The sequence below is a fragment of the Microbacterium sp. RU33B genome (assembly GCF_900155915.1).
GTDB lineage: Bacteria > Actinomycetota > Actinomycetes > Actinomycetales > Microbacteriaceae > Microbacterium.
Map to the genome: position 1 here is coordinate 646,759 of NZ_FTPO01000001.1, position 20,473 is coordinate 667,231.

At 65.3% G+C, this 20,473-nt stretch carries 17 protein-coding genes and 1 tRNA gene; 12 read left to right on the top strand and 6 right to left on the bottom strand.

Translation table 11 applies throughout. The annotated features are described in order from the left end of the window. Nucleotides 1-3: 3 nt before the first annotated feature. Nucleotides 4-3,438 (top strand): error-prone DNA polymerase, encoded by a 3,435-nt coding sequence (locus B0B14_RS03195; protein ID WP_076680066.1) that lies wholly within the window; start codon nucleotides 4-6, stop codon nucleotides 3,436-3,438. 54 nt (nucleotides 3,439-3,492) lie between these two features. Here B0B14_RS03195 and B0B14_RS03200 read toward each other — a convergent pair whose 3' ends face one another. Beyond that, nucleotides 3,493-3,774: a Fe-S cluster assembly protein HesB gene (locus tag B0B14_RS03200; protein WP_076680067.1), complete on the bottom strand. Its 282-nt coding sequence runs from the start codon at nucleotides 3,772-3,774 to the stop codon at nucleotides 3,493-3,495. Nucleotides 3,775-3,905: 131 nt separating this feature from the next. Next, nucleotides 3,906-4,085: a hypothetical protein gene (locus B0B14_RS03205; protein ID WP_076680068.1), complete on the bottom strand. Its 180-nt coding sequence runs from the start codon at nucleotides 4,083-4,085 to the stop codon at nucleotides 3,906-3,908. A 132-nt stretch (nucleotides 4,086-4,217) separates the two neighbouring features. On the opposite strand from B0B14_RS03205, the gene B0B14_RS03210 reads away from it, so the two are divergent. After that, nucleotides 4,218-4,289, top strand: a tRNA-Arg gene (locus tag B0B14_RS03210). 174 nt (nucleotides 4,290-4,463) lie between these two features. On the opposite strand, the gene B0B14_RS03215 is transcribed toward B0B14_RS03210, so the two are convergent. Next, complete coding sequence (locus B0B14_RS03215; protein ID WP_256714233.1) at nucleotides 4,464-5,546, bottom strand: tyrosine-type recombinase/integrase; 1,083 nt, start codon at nucleotides 5,544-5,546, stop codon at nucleotides 4,464-4,466. Nucleotides 5,547-5,696: 150 nt separating this feature from the next. Here B0B14_RS03215 and B0B14_RS03220 point away from each other — a divergent pair, with 150 nt between their 5' ends. The 7 genes from B0B14_RS03220 to B0B14_RS03250 all read left to right on the top strand — a co-directional run bounded on the left by B0B14_RS03220 (nucleotide 5,697) and on the right by B0B14_RS03250 (nucleotide 14,552). Continuing rightward, nucleotides 5,697-6,794: a DNA cytosine methyltransferase gene (locus B0B14_RS03220; protein WP_076681241.1), complete on the top strand. Its 1,098-nt coding sequence runs from the start codon at nucleotides 5,697-5,699 to the stop codon at nucleotides 6,792-6,794. 71 nt (nucleotides 6,795-6,865) lie between these two features. Continuing rightward, nucleotides 6,866-9,577 (top strand): Z1 domain-containing protein, encoded by a 2,712-nt coding sequence (locus B0B14_RS03225; RefSeq protein ID WP_076680069.1) that lies wholly within the window; start codon nucleotides 6,866-6,868, stop codon nucleotides 9,575-9,577. Beyond that, a complete protein-coding gene (locus B0B14_RS03230) occupies nucleotides 9,574-10,548 on the top strand; it encodes a PD-(D/E)XK motif protein (RefSeq protein WP_083710303.1) in 975 nt (324 codons plus the stop codon). The genes B0B14_RS03225 and B0B14_RS03230 overlap by 4 nt, the downstream gene beginning before the upstream one ends. After that, entirely contained in the window at nucleotides 10,545-12,449 is a 1,905-nt protein-coding gene (locus tag B0B14_RS16255; RefSeq protein ID WP_143733607.1) for a hypothetical protein, read from the top strand. Before B0B14_RS03230 ends, B0B14_RS16255 begins: the two co-directional genes overlap by 4 nt. Then, nucleotides 12,436-13,338 (top strand): hypothetical protein, encoded by a 903-nt coding sequence (locus tag B0B14_RS03240; protein ID WP_076680072.1) that lies wholly within the window; start codon nucleotides 12,436-12,438, stop codon nucleotides 13,336-13,338. The genes B0B14_RS16255 and B0B14_RS03240 overlap by 14 nt, the downstream gene beginning before the upstream one ends. A 134-nt stretch (nucleotides 13,339-13,472) precedes the next feature. Continuing rightward, entirely contained in the window at nucleotides 13,473-14,063 is a 591-nt protein-coding gene (locus tag B0B14_RS16260; protein ID WP_143733608.1) for a DUF6339 family protein, read from the top strand. A gap of 36 nt (nucleotides 14,064-14,099) precedes the next feature. After that, on the top strand, nucleotides 14,100-14,552 hold the full coding sequence (locus B0B14_RS03250; protein WP_076680074.1) for a very short patch repair endonuclease: 453 nt from the start codon (nucleotides 14,100-14,102) through the stop codon (nucleotides 14,550-14,552). Nucleotides 14,553-14,727: 175 nt separating this feature from the next. On the opposite strand, the gene B0B14_RS03255 is transcribed toward B0B14_RS03250, so the two are convergent. Next, nucleotides 14,728-15,657 carry a hypothetical protein gene (locus B0B14_RS03255; RefSeq protein WP_143733609.1) on the bottom strand — a complete coding sequence of 310 codons (930 nt, stop codon included), beginning with the start codon at nucleotides 15,655-15,657 and terminating at the stop codon, nucleotides 14,728-14,730. A 1,090-nt stretch (nucleotides 15,658-16,747) separates the two neighbouring features. On the opposite strand from B0B14_RS03255, the gene B0B14_RS03260 reads away from it, so the two are divergent. Then, nucleotides 16,748-17,413: an ankyrin repeat domain-containing protein gene (locus tag B0B14_RS03260; protein WP_076680076.1), complete on the top strand. Its 666-nt coding sequence runs from the start codon at nucleotides 16,748-16,750 to the stop codon at nucleotides 17,411-17,413. Between the two features lie 110 nt (nucleotides 17,414-17,523). Next, nucleotides 17,524-18,183, top strand: coding sequence for a VOC family protein (locus tag B0B14_RS03265; protein ID WP_076680077.1), 660 nt, complete (start codon nucleotides 17,524-17,526; stop codon nucleotides 18,181-18,183). Nucleotides 18,184-18,206: 23 nt separating this feature from the next. Here the strand turns inward: B0B14_RS03265 and B0B14_RS03270 are convergent, their stop codons facing one another. Further along, on the bottom strand, nucleotides 18,207-18,623 hold the full coding sequence (locus tag B0B14_RS03270; RefSeq protein ID WP_076680078.1) for a DoxX family protein: 417 nt from the start codon (nucleotides 18,621-18,623) through the stop codon (nucleotides 18,207-18,209). 113 nt (nucleotides 18,624-18,736) lie between these two features. Between B0B14_RS03270 and nhaA the strand changes: the two genes are divergently transcribed. Next, nucleotides 18,737-20,014: a Na+/H+ antiporter NhaA gene (nhaA, locus tag B0B14_RS03275; protein WP_076680079.1), complete on the top strand. Its 1,278-nt coding sequence runs from the start codon at nucleotides 18,737-18,739 to the stop codon at nucleotides 20,012-20,014. On the opposite strand, the gene B0B14_RS03280 is transcribed toward nhaA, so the two are convergent. Beyond that, nucleotides 19,996-20,325, bottom strand: coding sequence for a DUF7882 family protein (locus B0B14_RS03280; protein ID WP_076680080.1), 330 nt, complete (start codon nucleotides 20,323-20,325; stop codon nucleotides 19,996-19,998). The genes nhaA and B0B14_RS03280 overlap by 19 nt on opposite strands. Nucleotides 20,326-20,473: the final 148 nt, after the last annotated feature.

A 20,473-nucleotide genomic window follows, 5' to 3' on the forward strand; every position in this document is an offset into this window, starting at 1 on the left:
CTGATGGGCTTCAACAATCCGTCCGTCCCCTGGTCGGAGATGGAGCGTCTCCTCAGCGACCGCCGCCGCCCGAAGACGACCCCGGCCGGCGTCGACGGCGGAGACAGCCCCGCGTGGTCGCACAAACGCGGGCCCTACGTCCCACCCGTCATCGCCCGCCCCGACGACGCGGTGCCGTACGCCGAGCTGCACGCGCATTCGTCGTACTCGTTCCTCGACGGGGCGTCCTCGCCCGAAGACCTCGCCGAAGAGGCCGAGCGCCTGGGACTGCACGCCCTTGCGATCAGCGACCACGACGGGTTCTACGGCATCGTGCGCTTCGCCGAGGCGGCCGAGTTCCTGAGGGTGAAGACCGTGTTCGGGGCGGAGCTGTCGCTCGACCTGCCGAAGCCGCAGAAGGGCGAGGCCGATCCCGTCGGGTCGCACCTGCTCGTGCTCGCGCGCGGGGAGGAGGGCTATCACCGCCTGGCCGCCGCCCTCACGCACGCGCAGCTCGCAGGGGCCGAGAAGGGGCGTCCGCTCTACGACATCGATGCGCTCGCGCAGCAGGCCGACGGGCACTGGTCGATCCTGACCGGATGCCGCAAGGGCGCCGTGCGCCGGGCGCTCGCCGACGGCGGACCCGCCGCGGCCGCGGAGGAGCTCGATCGTCTGGTCGCCCTGTTCGGGCCGGATGCCGTGAACGTCGAGCTCGTCGACCACGGCGGCCCGCTCGACACGCGCGACAACGACGTGCTGGCCGCTCTCGCCCGGGAGCGCGGACTGCCGCTCCTCGCGACCAACAACGTGCACTACGCCGAGCCGGCACGGGCTCAGCTCGCCGCGGCGATCGCGGCCGTGCGCGCCAACCGCAGCCTCGACGAGCTCGACGGGTGGCTGCCCTCGCACGCCGGCGCGCACCTGCGGTCGGGGGCCGAGATGGCCGAGCGCTTCGCCCGGTATCCGGGGGCGATCGCCCGCACCGTCACGCTCGCCGACGAGCTCGCGTTTCCGCTGCGCAAGGCGAAGCCCGCCCTGCCGAAGCAGAAGGTGCCGGAGGGGCACACCCCCATGTCGTATCTGCGGCAGCTCGTGTGGGAGGCCGTGCCGCGCAAGTACCCCGACATCCTCGAGAAGCACCGCAAGCGCATCGAGATGGAGCTCGACGTCATCGAGATGAAGGACTTCCCCGGCTACTTCCTCATCGTCTACGGCATCGTGGCCGAGGCGCGGCGCCGCGGCATCCTGTGCCAGGGGCGGGGCTCTGCAGCCAACAGCGCCGTCTGCTATCTGCTCGACATCACGGCGGTCGACGCGATCGCCTACGACCTGCCGTTCGAGCGGTTCCTGTCGGCGCTGCGCGATGAGGAGCCCGACATCGACGTCGACTTCGACTCGGATCGCCGCGAGGAGATCATCCAGTGGGTCTACGGCGAGTACGGGCGCGAGCGGGCCGCGCAGGTCGCCAACGTCATCCAGTACCGGCCCAAGAACGCGGTGCGCGACATGGCGAAGGCGCTCGGGCATTCGCCCGGACAGCAGGATGCCTGGTCGAAGCAGATCGAGCGCTGGGGGGCGAACCTCGAGAGCGCGGAGGGCAACGACATCCCGCCGCTGGTGCTGCAGTACGCGACCGAACTGCTGAAGGCGCCGCGGCACCTCGGCATCCATTCGGGCGGAATGGTGCTGACCGACCGGCCCGTGGGCGAGGTCGTGCCGATCGAGCATGCACGTATGGAGAATCGCACGGTCATCCAGTGGGACAAAGACGACGCCGCCTGGATGGGACTGGTGAAGTTCGATCTGCTGGGGCTCGGGATGCTGGCCGCCCTGCAGTACTGCTTCGACCTCATCCGCGGGGCGACGGGGGAGGAGTGGGAGCTCGCGACGCTCCCCAAAGAAGAGGCCGCGGTGTACGACATGCTGTGTCGGGCCGACTCGATCGGGGTGTTCCAGGTGGAGTCTCGCGCGCAGATGGGGCTGCTCCCACGGCTGCAGCCGCGACGCTTCTACGACCTCGTCATCGAGATCGCGCTCATCCGGCCGGGGCCGATCCAGGGTGGGGCCGTGCACCCGTATGTGCGGCGCAAGCTCGGGCAGGAGCGCATCACGTACCCCCACGACCTCCTCAAGCCCGTGCTCGAGCGCACGCTGGGCATCCCGGTGTTCCAGGAGCAGCTCATGCAGATGGGCATGGCGATCGGGGGGCTGTCGGGGGCGGATGCCGATCTCCTGCGTCGCGCGATGGGGTCCAAGCGCGGGGTCGAGCGCATCGAATCGCTGCGCGAGAAGCTGTATGCCGGGATGGCGGCGAACGGACTCACCGGCGAGGCTGCCGACGATATCTACGTCAAGATCCAGGCCTTCGCGAACTTCGGTTTCGCCGAGTCGCACTCGCTGTCGTTCGGGCTGCTCGTCTACGCGTCGTCGTGGCTCAAGCTGCACTACCCCGGGGCCTTCCTCGCCGGACTCCTGCGCGCACAGCCCATGGGGTTCTACTCGCCCGCGACGCTCGTCGCCGATGCCCGCCGGCACGGGGTGGAGGTGCGCGCGCCCGATCTGCACGCCTCCGGTGTCGAGGCCGTCCTCGAGCCGGTGGATGCCCCGGCCTCTCCGGCCGCTGAGTCTGTCGAAGGGCAGCCGTCCCCCCGCCACACCGGCCTCGACGCCTGCACTCACCGCATCCAGCCCCCGATCCCGCCGTTCGACCGCCACGCTCCCGACGAGTACGAAGCCCACCGCCGCGACGGCCGCTTCGCGGTGCGGCTCGGCCTGGCCGCGGTGAAGGGCATCGGTCAGGCGGTCGCGACGCGCATCGTCCTCGAGCGCACGGCGGAGGGTCCGTTCGCCGATCTGCGCGACCTCGTGCGCCGCACCGACCTCACGACCGCGCAGGTCGAGGCGCTCGCGACGGCGGGGGCGTTCGAGTGTCTCGGCCTCACACGGCGCGAGGCGATCTGGCTCGCGGGCTCGGCCGCGCAGGATCGCGCCGAGTACCTGCCCGATTCGCTCGTGTCGGTGCAGCCGCCGCTGTTCACCGATCCCTCGAGCTACGAACTGCTCGCCGCCGACCTGTGGGCGACCGGCGTCTCGACCACCGACCATCCGCTCGCGCACTACCGTGCGGCTCTGGATGCGCGCGGTGTTCTGACCTCGTCCGAGACGCGCACGTTCGAGTCGGGCCGCCGCGTCGAGGTCGCCGGTCTCGTGACCCACCGACAGCGGCCGGCCACGGCATCCGGGATCACGTTCATCAACCTCGAAGACGAACATGGCCTCGTGAACGTGATCTGCTCGGTCGGCGTGTGGAACCGCCACCGTCGCGTCGTACGCGACGCACCCGCCCTCATCGTGCGGGGGATGCTGGAGCGCTCACCCGAGGGCGTCGCCAACATCCTCGCCGACAGCATCGAAGACCTCAGAGTGGGGGTGCACCACACCTCGCGCGACTTCCGCTGAACACACGACAGCGGGGGCGCGCCGTGGTGGCGCGCCCCCGCTGTCGGAGAGTCGTCAGGGCTGGTTCGCGAGCGCGAAGCGCACGGATCCATCCTGGGCGATCTCCGCGTCGAGCACGCGCTCGTCGAGGGCGATCGTGGCCGCCTCGTCGAGGAAGACCTTGGCTCCGCCCGCCGACACGACGGTGTCGCGCGGCTCGGGCGCGGGTGCGACGCTGAGCTCGTATCCGCTGGGGGTTCCCGTGTCGCGGATGCGCACGCCACCGTCTTCGGCGTCGGGGACGCGAGCGACGATGGTCTTGACGGCAGCCGTTGCGGTTTCGGTGATCACGAGCATGTCTGCTCTCCTTCCGTTGGGGTGTGCGAGTCGGCCACGATTCCGAGAACGGGGCCGAGATGCAACCGAACAGCGCGATATGAGCGCCATTCACACGGGATACGGAGGTTCACCGCTCCGCGCCACGAGCCTCAGGCGTCGCGGTCGGCGCCGCTCGCGAGCCGGTCGGCTTCCGCGCTGTCGACGGTCTCGTCGGCGGCATCGGGATCGAGTAGCTCGTCGCCGTCGACCTCGCGCGTGGGGAGGCCTGTGGCCTCTTCTCCTTCGTCGTCGGGCGTGGGCAGGGGAGCGGGTATGGGCTGGTTCGACATCTTCGTCTCCTTCGCTGGGGTGTCTCCAGCCTGTCCGTGCGGGTCGCGCACGGCACGGGGCTTGACGAGCACGGCGACCGTGGCTAGTCAGCCCGGCTCGGGCGTGCGGCACGGATAGACTGGATGCCGCCAGCCTCTGTAGCTCAATGGAAGAGCAGTTCCGTCCTAAGGAAACGGTTGGGGGTTCGAGTCCCTCCAGGGGCACAACTGTTTTTTGCCTCTGACCAGGGGTTCTTCTGAGGTCAGACCATATAAGGGTCGGTTTTTGCCCGCTTTTTGCCCGCATTCTGTGAACTCCAACGGGGTTCAGAGGCCCTCATTTGGGGTCTCGGAACGACGAAATCGACCATTTCGGAGATTGAGCAATCTGCTCAGTTTTCACTGCGGACGGGCGTACCGGGTCTGTGGTCCGGACGGCAGCGCGACGAGCGGCATAGCGTCGTTGAGACGCGAGGCGACGTCATCCAGATCGTCGTCGAAGAGGTCGGCGTAGGTGTCGAGCGTCATCGCCGCCGACGCATGACCGAGCATCCGCTGGACCGCCTTCACGTTCGCGCTCGAACTGATCGCGAGGGAAGCGGCCGTGTGTCGGAGGTCGTGCGGAGTGACCCGCGGGATCGACGGATCGAACTCCTGCGCACGCCGGACGGCGTTCGCGCACCATCCCTTCTCACCCGAGAGACGCATATGGGTGACCCCGTCGCCGAACAGCAGCCCTTCGGGGCCCTTGCCAGCGCACGCCTGCTCGATCATCGGCGCGAGACGCGCGGGGTAGGGGACCGAGCGGCGTTCGTGTGTCTTCGGTGTGCCGACGTGGACCTCGTACCCGATCATCACGGCGTTCTCCTCGATCACGAAGCGCCGACGCAGCCGATTCACACTGCGTACACGCAGCCCCGTCGCCTCGCCCCAGCGGAGGCCGCAGTACGCCAGCGTCAGGACGAGCGTCGGATACGCCGAGCACGCCGCAAGGGTCGCCACCTGATCGTGCGACAGATAGACGCGACGCTTGCCCGGACCGTGCCGAGGAAGGTTGCGCACCTGACGAGCGGGGTTGTTCGCAAGCCGACGATCGTCGATAGCGACGTCGAGGATGCCGGCGAGGATCCCGAGCGAGCGGATGACGACCGTACGCGACTTGCGCGTCGCGAGCTCGGACACCCAGTCCTGCACTTCGGAGCGCCGGATCGACGAGATTTCTCGGTCGGCCCACACTGGCTCCACGTGGTTGTTCCAGGCCTGCTCGAGCGTCGCGTAATACGAAGGCTTCGTCATCGGCGGCTGCTTGGAACGCAACCAGCTGTCGGCGAACATCCGGACGGGAACCCTCGACGACACCGGGTCGATGTACTCGCCCTTCGCTTTCGACACCGTGACCATCGAAAGGTAGAGCTCCGCTTCGCGCATCGTCGTGAACCCGCGCTTCTCCGCCTCGGTGCGATCCGGCTTGCGATAGCGCACGCGGTAACGGCGGCCCTTGGTCAGCCGATTGTCGGAGGGGTCCTCGATAGGCTCGGCGCGCTGACGTGCTGTGTCCGTAGGTCTAAGTAGGCTTGCTCCGAACTCAGGGCTTGGGGCTGAGGGAGTCACAACGGAGGAGACAGACGAGTGGTGCCCGAATTCACACTTGGAGAACTCTTCTCAGGACCAGGCGGCATGGCGCTGGGCGCGCACAAGGCTGCGCGAGCAGTGGGAGTCGGTCTTCGACACGGGTGGGCGAATGACTATGACGCGAACACGGTGAAGACCTATATCGAGAACATCGAAGGCGCGTCCGAAGAGTCGGTGATCTGCAGCGACGTGCGATCGCTCGACATTGAATCTCTGCCGCACATCGATGGGTTCGCGTTCGGGTTCCCCTGCAATGATTACAGCTTGGTAGGAGAGAACCGCGGGCTGAAGGGGGAATTCGGTCCGCTCTTCGCGTACGGCGTGAAGGTGCTTGATTATCATCAACCGGAGTGGTTCGTCGCCGAGAACGTCAGCGGTCTCCGCAGTTCGAATGGCGGTGACGATTTCGCACACATTCTCAAGTCATTGCAGGCGGCCGGACCCGGTTACCGACTTACACCGCACTTGTATCGCTTCGAAGACTACGGCGTCCCTCAACGCCGCCATCGCATCATCGTTGTCGGAGTTCGCGAGAACCTGCCGGTCACGTTCCGCGTGCCGGCACCGACACACCTCGGTAGCAAGAAGTGGAAATCCGCGTCTTCCGCACTAGAGAACATTCCCGAGGACGCACCGAATCAGGAGATTACGCGTCAGTCGCCGACCGTCGTGCGACGTCTCGAACTGATTGATCCCGGCGAGAATGCGTTCAACGCACGTCGGATGACCGACGATCTGCGGCTCAATGTCAAGGGGGCGACGCTGAGTCAGATCTACAAGCGTCTTCACCCCGAGAGGCCCTCGTACACGATCACGGGCTCCGGTGGCGGTGGCACCCACGGGTACCACTGGTCCGAACCCCGAGCCCTCACCAATCGCGAACGCGCGCGCATTCAGACGTTTCCCGATCACTTCAAGTTCATCGGGCCGAAGGAGAGTGTCCGCAAGCAGGTCGGGATGGCTGTGCCGCCGCGGGGTGCATTCCATGTATTCCGAGCCCTGTTCCGCTCCTTCCAAGGTGAGCCCTACGACTTCGTTCCTGCAAATCTCAACCTCGATGGATCGCCGGTGGATCGTGAACTTCTCGTCGACGCGTAGTCGCGGGGCCGATCGCCGATATTCGGCCGCCCGCTATCCTCATCACTCGATTCCGATTGACAGGATCTCCGATGTCGCTGATGCCGCTCCCTGCTGAATCGTTCCGCAACGGACTGCTCGCATTCGAGGGAATTCTTGCGGGGCAATTGGGTCGCTCGACATCGGCCGCAGAAGCCGAGGCCCGCAAGGTGATGGAAGGCATGATGCCCGGGTTCGGGCTCGCGCTGGACCTTTACCTTGCCGATCAACGGGACATTGTCGAGACCATCAACCTCGGAAATCTTGTCAAGAACGATGGCGGCTTCAAATCGTGGTACAGCGGGCCTCGGATCGCCACGGGCGAATGGCCCGAATACAAGAAGATCTTGAGCACCAAGTTGCCCGAGCCTGGCGTGCAGGGAGTCGACGAGTCGACCACGCGCATTCTTTCGCGATGCGCGAACCCCAAAGAACCAGGGGACCGTCGTAAAGGACTCGTGATCGGATACGTGCAGTCAGGCAAGACCGCCAACTATGCAGGTCTGATCGCGAAGGGGGTGGACGCCGGATATCGGATCATCATCGTCCTCGCTGGCATGTACACGAACCTCCGGGCACAGACCCAGCTGCGTCTGGAGACGGACCTCAACGTCAATGACGCGAAGGACAAGAACGGTGTCGCGTGGTCACTGCTCACCGGCCGAGACACCGACATCGCGCCGAGCAATAGCGTCGGTTTCATGTCCAGTTCGACCAATGTCGCGATCATGATCGTGAAGAAACACGAGAAGCGTCTCGCAAACGTCGCGCGCTTCCTTCAAGACATTCCCGACGCCACGTTGCGCAACCGTGCCGTTCTTATCATCGACGACGAGTCGGATCAGGCGACGCCCAACACACTGAGCGATCGGGAGCTGATCTCCACAATCAACAAGCGCGTTCGAAGCATCTGGAAGGAGGTGCCCACTGGAACATACGTCGCGTACACCGCGACTCCGTTCGCAAACATGTTCATCGATCCGAATGATCCGGAGGACCTGTATCCCGAAGACTTCGCGATGGTATTGCCGCGGCCTGAGGGTTACATGGGTGCGGACAGCTTCTTCGATGTCGATCAGGATGCCGACCATGATGAAGACGAGCCGATCTACGCGCTGTCGCACGTAATCGATCTCGCTGAAGCTCAGGCGTTGGTGCCAGGGAAGGACATAGACGAATTCGACCCCGAAGTCACGCCGTCGCTGGACGACGCCATCCGGTGGTTCATCATTGCGACCGCCATCCGCCAGATTCGGACCGGCAAGAACAGTCACTCGTCGATGCTTCTCCACACGTCGCACCGGGTGGCAGCACACCAGCGGCTCAAGGACGCTGTGGCCTCATTCACCGAGGATCTCGCGCTCCGTCGTGACGCGGAGGAACAGGCGTTCAGATCGGTCTTCGTGGACGAGACCGGGCGGGCGGCACATCTGCGGGGTGAGGAGCTGGTTCCGGAATGGACTGCAGTTTGGGACCAGGTGCGTGAAATCATCGGTCGACTCACAGTGAAGATCGACAACGGGCAGTCGGATGATCGCCTCCTCTACCCGGATGACTCTCCCCAGTTCGTCATTGCGATCGGCGGTGGCACCCTCTCAAGGGGTTTGACGCTTGAGGGACTGGTCGTCTCATACTTTCTCCGGACCTCCAACACCTACGACACCCTTCTCCAGATGGGCCGTTGGTTTGGCTTCAGGCCGCACTACCAGGACCTCGCCCGCGTGTGGGTTGGCCCGGGGCTTCTCGAGGACTATTCGCATCTCGCGCGAGTCGAGCGGGAGATTCGCGCCGAGGTAGCGGTCCTCGAGGCGGAGGGGAAGACACCCCGGGAACTTGCAATCCGAGTTCGAACTCACCCCGGCCGCCTGCAGATCACATCGCCCGGGAAGATGACGAATGCGATGATCGTCCACGCGGGGCTTGGCGGGAGCCGGCGGCAGACGATCTACCTCGACCGATCCGCCGAAGGCGCGAAGAACTCGCAGAAGGCTGCCCGAGACCTCATTGAGACCGTGCGTTCCCGAGGCGCGACTCATCTCGTGCATGACCCGCATGGGAAGAGCTCCCGTGACTCTCAGATGTTCGTGGGACTGAGGAACGAGGAAGTGGTCGATTTCCTTCGCCAGTACTGGGTCGCTTCAGACCCATGGCTGCAGGCTGACAAGATGGCCACCTGGCTCAAGCATCACGGCACGAATGTCACTTGGAACGTGGTGCTCGTGTCTGGACCCCGCAAGAGGGGCACCTTCGCCTACGGTCCGGGCGTGGAGGTTGGACTGGTCAGTCGTGCTCCTCTCCAGGAGAAGTACTGGAAGCCGGAGCGCCTCGACGGCGAACTGCCACAAGGCTCCGACGTCATCAATATCCGCGCGCTCATGTCGGGGACGGACTCGACCCTCGACCTGGAGATTCTCGCGGCCAACGACGCGCTCGTCGATCCGAATGGGTTGCTCGAATCCACCGATACGAGCCGCATCGAAAGCGTTCGTGCGACGAGAAGGTCGGTCGCCCCTGACACTGGGACGCTCCTCCTCTATGCCGTCGACAAGGACTCCCAGCCGCTCGCGAAGTCAAAGACCCGCCGCGACATGGAGGCGCCTGGGCACCTGATCGGCCTGGGCGTGATCTTCCCGCACGCGGAAACCGAGGAGCAGGGCGAGTTCGTCGCCGCGGATGTTCAGCCTCCGGTCGTCGATGACGAGCCTTCGGAGAGCGCAGGCTGGCAGGACACCGAAGGTGACTATGCCCACCCGGAGGGCGAATGAGCACCGGGTATGCCCGCGTCGAACACGCGCTGAAGATTCTCGGAGCTCGTCGTCCGCGGATCGGCGAGGCGGTCGCCGCATCGATCGGTCCTGACCGAAACATGCACGAAGCACGGCTGGCCAAGGATCATCTCGGCATCGTTCATTTGATCGTCAGTCTCCCTGCGGGTCGCAGTCGATTCGCACCTCCTCTCGGCGATGTTCTTCCCGCGAAGTGGCTCGATGAAGACTTCGAAGACGGTGTCAAGACTTCTCTGGACGTGGCGAGCACTGACCCCAGTCTCACGCCGACTTTCCTCTCCCTTGTGGGCGAGATGCTCTCTCGCGTCGACGAGACTGATGATCCCTGCATTGACGAACTCATGCGGGTTCTCAGCTCCTGGCGCGAGGCACTTTCGCGGGAAGGGCGCACGCTCTCTCGCCAGCGGCTGATCGGGCTTTTCGGAGAGTTGACAGTCCTGGCACGCCTCGCCGAGGAGGATCCTGTTCAGGCAAAGTCTGCGTGGCGCGGACAAGCGGGCTACCGGCATGACTTCTTCCTCAGCAATGCCCTCGAGGTTAAGGCGTACACGGGCACTGATTCGCCGTCTGTGGAGATTCATGGTGCGCATCAACTGGACCCACCGATCGGCGCATCTCTCCACCTCCTGACCCTGCGGCTCGAGGAGAGTCCTGCAGGGGAGACGATCGCCGAGCTGATCGAGCGCATCGACGCACTTGGTCTGCCAAAAGGGTTGCTGTTCGAACGTTCCACTGACGAATCACCCATTGCGTCGGATGATGCGGTCGCCTTCGTCGTGGCCGAAGAACGACTGTTTCAAGTCAGCTCGGACTTCCCGGGGGTGCGCGCATCCGTCCTCGGCGCGGAAGCGCTGACCGCAGTCTCCAGGCTTCGCTACTCGCTGCTACTCGATGCCTGCCCTGGCAGAATCGACGCTGACCTTCTCCCGGCCGTCTTGGAAAACCTGTGATCCCGTCTGCTCTACCTGCGATCGAGCCGCTCGATTGGTACCCGAAGAAGTTCACGCCTGGAGACATGGATGCGACTGGCGGTGAACGCCTGCTCGGCCGAACCGAACTGTCGCCGCTCGAGGTGCTGGTTCGCGAGACTGCCCAAAACAGCTGGGATGCGAGACTCGACGGCACACGCCCCACATATGGGGTCAGCCTGCGGCGCGCAGACTTCCGTTTCCGAGAGGACCTGGCTCGTCTGCTTCCCGAAAAGCATCGAGCAACACCGGTTGGGCCTCTCGCATATGACTGTCCCTACGTGCTTGAGGTCTTTGACCGCGGGACATGTGGATTGGACGGGCCTGTCACGTTGAAGCCGGTCCAAGGGGACCTTCCTCGCAACTTCCAAGACCTGATTCTCAAAGTGGGCGTGCCTAGAGACGACGGCAAAGGTGGCGGCACATACGGTTTCGGCAAGACTGCCTCCTACGCGTTCAGCAGCCGCGGAACCGTTCTCTACTGGACGCGTTGCAGGAATGAACAGGGTCGGCTCGAACACCGCTTCATCGTTTCCGCTTTTCGAGACTCGTATCAAGAGTCGAGCGTCCAGTACACCGGTCGTCATTGGTGGGGCCGTCGCGAGGGCGATAACATTCTGCCGGTTATTGGCCCAGAAGCGGAGGCACTCGGCTATCGCCTGTTCCAGCGGGGGTTCGGTGCAGGTGAGACCGGCACATCAATGCTGATCATCGAGCCGACACTCACGCCCGAGAGCCTCGGTTCGACGCCCGCCGATGAATTGCCGCTGACCTACAAAGCCGAAGATGTCCTAGGTGAGTTCGCCGCGCGTGCGCGGAGCGCAATCCGCCGTCATCTCTGGCCCAAACTCATCCCCATCCCGGGTGCAGTCGAGTCGCCGATGGACATCTCGCTCGAAGCTGGCGACGCGACGGTGCCACTTGTCGACGAGAAGCCCGGCTCGATCGAGCTCTGGGGTGCTGGACTCAACGCGATCAGATCCGTGAGGCAGCGAAGCACGACATCGGTCACGACACCGCAAGGCCTTCCTGTCAATGTGTTGGCGGTGACGCGGCTCCAGCAGACGATCGGCCATCTGGCAATCGTCCGGCGAGTCCTCGCTATCGAGAGCCCTCCGAATCATGACGACCTTGATCCTCGTGAGAACGCAACAGTCACGCGAATTGCTCTCATGCGTGGCCAGGCCGAACTGGTCGTCGCGACCGTCGACTGGGTTGCCCAGTCGCCGCTGGAGGGCATGGACTGGCTAGCGGTGTACAAGTCGACCGACGATTGGGATGCCGTCTACGCACGCACCGAACCGCCGGCGCACGACGCGTGGGTCAGCAGCTCCGGGGGGGAGCCCGCGCTCGTGGTTAAGGCGACCAAGCAGCGTGTCAGCAAGGCGATTCGCAACGAGATGTATCCGGAGCCGGTTGTCGTTCAACCCGAGGACCGCCCCGTCCGTACTGGAGCACTGTCCCGTCGTTTCGGATACTTGGTGCCGTCGCCGGCGGTCTCCCCACCTTCCACGCCAGGACCTTCCGGCGGCGGAACCGGCAGGCAACGTGGCCACGCGAAGAATCGACATCGTCTGGAGATTTCAGCCCCGCGACTCGTCGAGACCCGTGAGGATGGTCGCCAGCGCCAAAGTGTCATCTTCAGCGTCGCAGGCGAGTCGGCATCTATTGTGACGCTGAGCGTGAGCGTTATCGGGGACGAGGGGGCCCACGAAGCCCTCGACGCTGGTGAGCTCGACCTCGAGTGGCGCGACGCCGTTGCGGTCAGTGCAGGAAGAGCGGTCGTCAAGGGTGGCCAACGTGCATCAGTGGAATTCACGGGCGCACCTCGTCGCGCGCTCCGCATCGACATGAGCGCGGAGGAACACAATGGCGATCATTGAGTCGAGGCCTTATCTGACGCCGTCTGCCAGCTCGGTCGAGGCGACGATCTCGCTTGTTCCGGAGAACCTGGACATCGAGCGAATCGGCGACGATTGGACGTCCGGCGATGACCTCACCTTCCGTTGTGTCGCCACCCTTGAAGACTCGTTCTGGACAGAGGCCCTGATCGATCAGGGCGAAGACATCTTGCTGGTCCTCGTCGTGGCATGCACTTCCGCCCGTGCGCGATGGCGGGCGCAAGCTCCGTTCGAGGCAGTAGACGGTCTCTGGCGGGCGGAATTGGATCTTGTCGTCGACGGAGGTGAGATCGCAGTCGATCTGACGGCGGACGCTTGGGTAGTTGGCCCTGGGCGAACCGGGAGCTCGAATGCCGCCCACGCAGTCCACCAAGGGGCAAAGCTCTGGCAGCGCAATTCGCCGATGTGGATCCCGCTGGAGCGGCCGAACGCTGACTTCCCCACGTCCGCCTTGTCATTCTCTGCGACCGGGCGTCGTGCGGTGCCATGGTCGGTGGAGACTGCAACCGACGCGGAGCCGCATTGGAGCATCAGCGGTTCGGTGCGCCTCTACGTGAATACCGATCTCGAGATCTGTCACTCGATCGTCGAAGGAACCGCGAGCGAGGATGTTTACTCGGCGATCACGTGCGATATCCACCTCGCGGTCCTGCATCAGATCGGCTCATGGCGCGACTCGGTCAATGGCGTGTCGCTCGATGCGACCGCTGATGACGATCACGGTTGTCTTGCCGCCATGGGCGCGAATATCGCACGCAGCCTCGGTCTCACGTTTGATGAGGCGTGTCGTTTGGCAATCGAAGACCCTCTAGGCCTCGCAGTTCGATCGCGCGAGTCAGTCATGTACTACGGAAAGGTCGAAGCTGCGTGAGCGTTCTATATCCGCGACTCAGCCGCTCCGACATCGCGAGCGAGATCAGTCGACTCGAGCGCACTCTGAGATCCGGCGGCGTCGCTCAACCATTCCCTGACGGCGGACACCACGCGGGCGCGATCTTTCCCTCCGTGGGTGTGCCCGTTCCGGTCGCCCGTCTTCGCGAACTCCATGCCATCACCTTCGACGCGGTGCACGCGCTGGATGCGCGCCGCCGTGCCGATCGCGACAGGCTCTTCGACGTCACCGTCGGAAATGTGCTCGCGTCATGGTTCGAGGAGGATGGACGAAGTCAAGCGGCACATCCCGACATCTGGCCATACATCACGCTTGTAGTGCTTCCAGACCTCGCTGTCCAGCGATTTGGGCCGGATGCGACAGGCACGCTCCCTCACGATCGGTTCGCCGCTGGACGACGCAACGTCTTTCAGAGGCTCTATCTCCGATCGTGGATCTTGGGTGATCTGCTGAGTGACCCCGAGTTGCCGTTGTTCGAGGACGAACTCGTCGGCCTCGTCGACCGAAACCTCTCCTCCGATCACCGACTCGCACGAATGGTCAGCGAGCAGATCACGAACCTTGATCGCGCGCAGAATCGACGGGAGCCGGTTCGCAACGCATTCAAGTCGTTGCAGTTCGAGCTGCGTGTGACAGACGTATCATCCTTGAACGATGACGCACTTCGATTGCTCCTCAGCGAAGTGTTTCAGCCTTCGACCTGACAAATTCATGGATCAGATCACCACGAGGTCGGCGCTGTGAACGAGTCCTGGGCGTCTAGCGAAGGTGCGCGGCGCACGATGATCGCTAACCGCAGACGAGATACGCAACCTGAGTTGCGAGTGCGTCGCATCCTCCATGCGGCCGGCCTTCGGTATCGCGTTGATGTTGCGCCGTTGCCCGGGCTGCGGTCTCGTGCGGACATCGTCTTCACGAAGCAGCGCGTTGCCGTCTTTATCGACGGATGTTTCTGGCACGGCTGCCCGACCCATGCAGTCGCTCCGAAGGCGAACGCCGACTACTGGGGGCCGAAGCTCGCGCGGAACCGGGCGCGAGACTTGGAGGTATCGAAGAGGCTGACCGAGAGCGGATGGGAGGTTCTCCGCTTCTGGGAACACGAGCCGCCGAAGGACGTTGCCAGGGTCATTCTGAAGAAGTGGATCCTGTCAAGTCGATCACTTCGGACCACGTGTACCCCGTTGAAGAACTAGGCATTCTGCTCTCTGCCGTCACCGCGGTCAGGCGTATCGGGTTTGCGCACCAGTGGCTGAGATACGTAGCGATGAGTTCGCGACTGCGCATCCCGTTGTGCAGGCGGCTTACGCGCACGCGTAATCCGCTGACACTGGCCATCAAGCGCGCAACCTTCGGCCGCCAGAGGCGCCTCTACGGCGTCGGCGTCGGGAGTGCGGGCGGGGCCGACACGACGAGGTCGTAAAACGCTCCTCCCGCCGTGAGGACTGCTACCACGCCTAACACAACCGAGACGCCCAACTCCACGGCGAACGCTGTAGGTCGAGGTATCGGGTCTGATGGCGCTCGCCACACAGCTGAGCTGAGACCGCGTGCGGAGAGGAATGTCACTGCCATGATCGCGAGGACGAGGAGGTTGGCGATGATCACACCCCAAACGAACGCGAGAGCATCGTCACCGGGGAACGCCGCCACCATCGCTTCGAGCGAGTCTTGCACTCGGTTGACGAGACTTTCAGGCGAGGCTTCGTACGTCGCGAGGTATCGCGATCGCAGCGCGCCCACAGATACCGCACCCCGTGAGGCGTTGAGGGAAACGATCCAGGTCAACGCGAATGCGACTATCAGGACCGCGAGCTGAGCAAGGGTCAAAGCGACTGAGCTTCCAACTGGGACCTGACGCGCGCGTGCCGACAGCGTGGAGCTGATGATCCAGCCCGAGAGCCCACCAACGACGACCATGCCTGCAATCAGCATGATGTGGAAGAAGAGCAAGTAGGCGACGATGACCGCTGCACCGATGACCACAGCGGCGATGATGACCCCGACGATCTGAAGCCACGGAAACTCGTCATCGTCGGACTTTGTGGCTTGGGCTGGAGTGGAACTTGCGGGCGACGGCGAAGCAGCGTGATACGTGTTGTTGTAGATGCGGATCTTGTTCTTCTTGTTGGTCTGCTTACCGCTGCCCGACTGACTTATTCCCGCCTGGATGGCTGGACCGCCCGCAGACGGCAGTTGTCCAGCACGTCTTGCAGTCACCATCCATTGCACTGATCCCGTCAGGACCGCAGCGATCAAGGTGGCAAGAACGGCAGACCAAGTTGTCGGCCAGAAGTCCATGCATTCCCCATTCCCAAGTGACAGATAGTGCTTCGTGCGGCTCGAAGCATCCCCTACCCGCCCCTGGGCCTATCATGGCGCAGATTTCACTTGAGGAAATGCATGTTCAGCACGCGCGTGTCGAAACATGCGTTCGTTCTTGACACACGATTGAGCGTGTCTGCGGGGGAGTGAGACGAGGCCTCCCGCCGACCGCCGAAGCCGGTAATGCACGACGGGAGGCCTCTTTGCCCCCTCGCGTGCGTCGAGCATGTGAGGGGTGTGTGTGAGTCTGCCGGGGTGGGCGACGATAGAGACGATAAAGAGGAGAAGCGCCGACCCCACCCGGGCAGGGTGCCGACAGCCAGAGCACCGCGACCCGCCTCATGACCCGCGCCCGAGACGAAGGTCTGGCGCCGGAAGCGGGGATCCAGGAGCCGCGGCAGGCGCCAGCGGTGCACCCGCATAACGATCCGACCCGCCCGTGTTACGGGTGTCTGGGCCTAGGGGGCCGTCGACCGGGCGATGACTTTTGGCGCGAGCGCCCGCGTCGCTGGTTTCGTCGACGAGGAGACCGGCCGCGAGGTCTACCTCCAGGCCCGAGAGCAACAGCTTCGCGAGCAGGCCACCGGACCCGTCGTTGGCCCCGGATATCCGGTCCATCGATCGGCCGCTGAACGCAGAGTTCGACGATTCGTCTGCCCAACGTTGGCGTCGGAGCTGCCGGACCTTGATTTCTCGCAATTGTGCACTTCTGGCCGTTGAACACCAGGTGCTGATCAATGTGCACAGAATTCTCGGCGTTCACGGATGCGGGTAAAAGTGGGTCTCGCGAATGCCCGATCTAGCCCCGGAATCCCGAGGGTTTTCTTGCCCGCAATTTGCCCGCATCCCATCTGTAGTTTGGTGTTTTTGCATGTTTCGCGATGCGGTCGTACTCTCGGTAACCCGCGTAATTCCGCGGAAGTTGCTGCTAGGTGCAACCAGGTGTAGCTAGCAAAAACGCGCGTTCTCGAATTTGAGTCCCTCCGGGGCTCTCGACGAACCGGCTGACTAGAGTCGAACACGGCGGAAATGCCGGGCCGTCAAGCAAGAGCCCTGAGGGGAGCCGATGTCGAGCGAGAACACGGTGGACTGGCTCGGCGTGCTCGTCCCGCGCGTCCAACTCAACGAGAGCCTTCTCGGCCCGCGCGATCTTCTGGCCGACAGTGCGAAGAACGGCGACTGGGGTTCGGTCCTGGCGACGCTCGACGACAATATGACGCTCACCGCGAATGACTGGCGGCCCGGCGGCAGCAGCTGGTTCGGGCCGCTGCATCAGGCGGCGTGGCTCGGCGCTCCGGAGAGCGTCGTCCGAGCGCTCGTCGAGCGTGGCGCGTGGCGGTCTCTGAGGGACTCGGCCGGTCGGCGGCCGGTCGACATCGCGCGCGAGCGCGGTCACGCGCAGACGGTGGAGGCGCTCACTCCGGTCTATGACGTCTCGCTCGCCCCCGAGACGGCGGCGGCGATAAGCCGCCGCCTGGCGGAACTCGTCGAGGAAGCCGCCGCTCGCGCCACCGACGGACGGGTCGAGATCCGGCATCTCGACGTGCAGTGCCTGGCTGAGCGCTCCGACAGGGTGTGGTTCCCGATCCCCGGGATGTACGGCGGATTCTCGGTCGAGCTCTTCAAGCGACGCCTTCACGTCGAGAGCTGGAGTCGCGTCGTCGGCGGCTCCGGGCGGGCCTATGTCATCACGGCCGAACGGACGGTGCTCGTCGACGAGGGATTCGTCTAGGGAGAGTCGAGCCCGCAGCTCAAGAAGCGCTCTGCTCGCTGTCGGAGCGACCCGCGAGTACCGTGGACGCCACCGGCCCCCGACAGGAGCCCGCGCGCGAAGGAGCCCCCATGACCGAGTCGCACGTCATCACGCCGGCCGAGTTCCACCGGGTACTCCGCGTCGCCGACTGGCGCATCACAGCCTCAGGCCCGCAGGCGGTCTTTTCCGCGACGTCACTCGCCCACGCTGCGACCCTCGTAGATCGGGTGGTCGCCTCCGCCGAGCGACTCGGGCTCCTGCCCGATGTCGATCTTCGCCCCGAAGCGATCGTCGTTCGCGTGCCGGTCCGCGACGGCGACGGCATCCCGCAGCGCGCGCCGGAGTTCGCTGCCGCCGTCTCCGCTGCTGCCGCCGAACTGCGTCTGGCACCGAATCCGTCCTTGGTGCAGTCGATCGGCATCTACGTCGCGCAGCACTCCGGCGCCGACGTGCGGCCGTTCTTCCGGGCGGCGCTCGGCTACGACGACCTCGGCGACACGGATGCGGTCGATCCGCTGCGCGCCGGGCCGCAGCTCGCGTTCAACCCGATCACCGGCGACGTCCCCGCGCGCGGGCGGACGCATATCGACGTCTTCGTGCCCGCGGATCAGGCTCAGGCGCGCGTGGATGCCGCGCTCGCCGCCGGCGGGCGGCTCGTCGACGACGCCCACGCCCCCGACTGGTGGTCGCTCGCGTCACCCGAGAATCACGGCGTCGACATCGCATCCTGGACCGACACCTACGGGTAACCCCGCCCGGGTCGGCGGCGCGGTCAGGACGATCGGCTGCGCCGCCGCTCCCGCCACGCCGCGAACGCCCCGGTCGACCACAGCGCCCAGACCACGAGCAGCGGCTGGAAGAGGAGCCGGATGCCCCGCGCGAGGTCGCTGTCGAGCCCGAACGCGTCGGTGCCGCTGACGAACTGCTCGACGTTGCCGGGGAAGATCGCCACGAAGAACGCCGCCGTCAGCCACCCGACGGCGACCCGCCAGCGCGCGAGCACGATGAGCGAGACGCCCAGCGCGAGCTCGACCACGCCGGAGGCGACGACCACCACGTCGGGTGGGAGCGGAAGCCACTGCGGAACCTGTGCGACGAACTCCGCACGGGCGAAGGTGAGGTGGCCGACGCCGGTGAACACGAGCGCGGCGCCCAGCAGCCAGCGGGCGATCGTGCGGACGAGGGTCATGTCCCGAGGCTAGCCCGCGGAGGGCGGTAGACTCTCCGGCGGAGTGCCGGGAAGTCTGGTCGGCGGAGCTGCCGGGCATCGCCGGCGGCTGACGCAGCGACCCGAAGGATCACATGGCCACGCACGCAGCAGCATCCACCCCCTTCTCTCGACTCGTCGCCTGGGTCTCCGGCGACGTGGTGGGCGGCGCCCTCATGATCGGCGCCGCGGTCCTCGCGCTCGTCTGGGCGAACTCGCCCTGGCAGGACGTCTACCGCTCGATCTCCGAGACCGTCGTCGGCCCCGCAGCCCTGCACCTCGACCTCAGCCTCGCGACCTGGGCGGCCGACGGTCTCCTCGCGATCTTCTTCTTCGTCGTCGGCGTCGAGCTCAAGCACGAGATCGTCGCGGGGAGCCTGCGCAACCCCCGCCAGGCCGGTGTCCCCGTGCTCGCGGCGGTAGGCGGGATGGCGCTCCCCGCCCTGATCTACGTCGGGATCGTGCTCGTGCTCGATCCCGGTCCGGCTCTGCACGGCTGGGCGATCCCGACGGCGACCGACATCGCGTTCGCGCTCGCGGTCCTCGCGATCTTCGGTCGCGGTCTGCCCGCCGCACTGCGCGTGTTCCTGCTCACGCTGGCCGTCGTCGACGACCTCCTCGCGATCATCATCATCGCCGTGTTCTACACCGACGGGGTCGACTTCCTCACGCTGTTCGGCTCGTTCGCCGTCATCGCCGTCTTCGGCCTCGCCGTGCGCGCGAAGAAGATGCGCTGGTGGATCCTGGTGCCGCTCGCCGTCGTGGCCTGGGCGCTGATGCACGAATCGGGCGTGCACGCCACGATCGCCGGCGTGCTGCTGGGCTTCTGCGTGCCGGCGACCTCGATCCGCGGCGAGGTGATGCCCCGCACCCATCAGCTGGAGCACGGCATCCGTCCGCTGTCCTCGGGCATCGCGCTGCCGGTGTTCGCCTTCTTCGCCGCCGGCGTGACTCTCTCGGGCGACGCCGGTCCGTTCGGGCCGCTCGCCGACCCCGTCGCGATCGCGATCATCGCGGCCCTCGTCGTCGGCAAGCTCGTCGGCGTGCTCGGCGTCACCGCGGTCGTGACGCACACGACGCCGCTCCGGCTCCCGGAGGGCATCGGCATCCGCGACCTCCTGCCCGTCGGCTTCCTCACCGGCATCGGATTCACGGTGTCGCTCCTGATCGCCGAGCTCTCGTTCGAGGGCGGCATCCACCAGGCCCCCGCGAAGTTCGCCGTGCTGGTCGCGAGCCTGATCGCGGCGGTGCTCGCGGCCTTCACGCTGCGGTGGGACGCGCGACGGGCTCGGAGCATCGACATGAACGACGACGGTGTGCCGGATGCTGCGGCGCCCCGGATCGGCGACGGCGGTCAGCCCACCGGCGGCTGAGGGGGCTCGTCGCTCTCGGCCGGTTCGGGCACGATCTGAAGGCCCGACGGCGAGTTCGCCGATTGCAGCAGCTGCTCGAGCCAGGCGCGGTTGATCTGCGGCGGCCTGCTGCCGCGGAACGTGAACACCATCGACGCGCCGCCGTGCACCCAGACCGAGTCGCGGCCGCTGCCGCCCGAGCGGTCGCTGCGCCACGTGAAGAAGAACGGCTCATTGCGGCGGAGCTTGGCTCCGATCACGGTCTGCAGGTGCGCCAGCAGACGATCGTCGAACTCGCCCCGCACGATGTCGCCGTAGTTGAACTCGCCCACGCACGTCCCTCCGTCGTTCTCCCTCGATCGTGCTGCCGAGCCTGCGTGTGCGCAAGCGCGACACGCCTCCTCGTATCCCCTCCTCCCGTGAGTGTCAAGGGCGAGCGACAGGACATCCCACGGGGCAGTCTGGAAGAACGAGACGAGA

Bases quoted from the DNA above. Each gene is read 5' to 3' on its own strand.
- B0B14_RS03195 (WP_076680066.1), top strand. From the start codon at position 4: ATGGGCTTCAACAATCCGTCCGTCCCCTGGTCGGAGATGGAGCGTCTC.
- B0B14_RS03200 (WP_076680067.1), bottom strand. From the start codon at position 3,774: ATGCTCGTGATCACCGAAACCGCAACGGCTGCCGTCAAGACCATCGTC.
- B0B14_RS03205 (WP_076680068.1), bottom strand. From the start codon at position 4,085: ATGTCGAACCAGCCCATACCCGCTCCCCTGCCCACGCCCGACGACGAA.
- B0B14_RS03225 (WP_076680069.1), top strand. From the start codon at position 6,866: ATGTCGCTGATGCCGCTCCCTGCTGAATCGTTCCGCAACGGACTGCTC.
- B0B14_RS03230 (WP_083710303.1), top strand. From the start codon at position 9,574: ATGAGCACCGGGTATGCCCGCGTCGAACACGCGCTGAAGATTCTCGGA.
- B0B14_RS03240 (WP_076680072.1), top strand. From the start codon at position 12,436: ATGGCGATCATTGAGTCGAGGCCTTATCTGACGCCGTCTGCCAGCTCG.
- B0B14_RS03255 (WP_143733609.1), bottom strand. From the start codon at position 15,657: ATGGACTTCTGGCCGACAACTTGGTCTGCCGTTCTTGCCACCTTGATC.
- B0B14_RS03260 (WP_076680076.1), top strand. From the start codon at position 16,748: ATGTCGAGCGAGAACACGGTGGACTGGCTCGGCGTGCTCGTCCCGCGC.
- B0B14_RS03265 (WP_076680077.1), top strand. From the start codon at position 17,524: ATGACCGAGTCGCACGTCATCACGCCGGCCGAGTTCCACCGGGTACTC.
- B0B14_RS03270 (WP_076680078.1), bottom strand. From the start codon at position 18,623: ATGACCCTCGTCCGCACGATCGCCCGCTGGCTGCTGGGCGCCGCGCTC.
- nhaA (WP_076680079.1), top strand. From the start codon at position 18,737: ATGGCCACGCACGCAGCAGCATCCACCCCCTTCTCTCGACTCGTCGCC.